The following is a 785-nucleotide window of genomic DNA, read 5'->3' on the forward strand; positions in this document are numbered from 1 at the left end:
TTGAGCAAGTGCTTGAACGCATGCCTTGGCCGGCTTGGCCGGCTCGACGACGACCTCGACCGGCAAAGCGCCCCTACCTGATGCCTGTGGCGGCTTAGCAACAATGGACCAAGGCATGATCAAGGCCAATAAAAATTTTAAAGGTATTGTGTTTTGGGTATAAATGGGCCTAACAAGAACTTCAAACGGACTCGCGGTATAGTTCGTGCCGCTCACGTTATCGTTGCGGCGCAGCCGTTTAAGTAAGCGTTAGCTTTATCAAGAGACTAGGACATACCTTATGAGTACGGAAGAAGAATCAGCTGGCACGCCAAAGCTCGCAGTAATGATTTCGATCTATCATGTTGTGATATTTGTGTTATCTGGCACTTGCGTCTTGTCTGCCAGTGAAACAAACGGGCTTCTAAGCAGTCATCTAACGTTAGTATATGTATTAGCGTTTGGCGCTATTGGTGGCGCACTAAATGCGTCAAGGTATGTTGTAATTGCGGTGCGGCATGGAGCATATGATAATCGGCGCTTTCTGTGGCAGACGTTGACACCAATACATGGATCGATACTTGCTGGCATAGGTTTTGTTGTAATACAAGGAGGTATTGTCGCTTTGACGCCCGGAATCGACAATCCAAAAACTTACAAATATTTCTTGATGGGAGTGTCATTGTCCGAAGTAAGGTTGAAACCACCGCCTTTAGGCGGTCAGATTTATCTTTGAAGCCTTTTGCAAGGGTTGTTAAAGATGGAGTATCGCTACGGTAGCCATACGGTTTTCAAGATTCAGTATC

Annotated in this window: 2 protein-coding genes; one reads left to right on the forward strand and one right to left on the reverse strand. The window is 46.4% G+C overall.

Annotated elements, in window-relative coordinates:
* Positions 1-216: hypothetical protein (locus CKO36_RS19450; RefSeq protein WP_207161531.1), on the reverse strand; the 216-nt coding region annotated here is incomplete at its 3' end.
* Between the two features lie 64 nt (positions 217-280).
* On the opposite strand from CKO36_RS19450, the gene CKO36_RS19295 reads away from it, so the two are divergent.
* Positions 281-715 (forward strand): hypothetical protein, encoded by a 435-nt coding sequence (locus CKO36_RS19295; RefSeq protein ID WP_200286508.1) that lies wholly within the window; start codon positions 281-283, stop codon positions 713-715.
* Positions 716-785: the final 70 nt, after the last annotated feature.

The sequence above is a fragment of the Rhabdochromatium marinum genome (assembly GCF_016583795.1).
GTDB lineage: Bacteria > Pseudomonadota > Gammaproteobacteria > Chromatiales > Chromatiaceae > Rhabdochromatium > Rhabdochromatium marinum.

Bases quoted from the DNA above. Each gene is read 5' to 3' on its own strand.
- CKO36_RS19295 (WP_200286508.1), top strand. From the start codon at position 281: ATGAGTACGGAAGAAGAATCAGCTGGCACGCCAAAGCTCGCAGTAATG.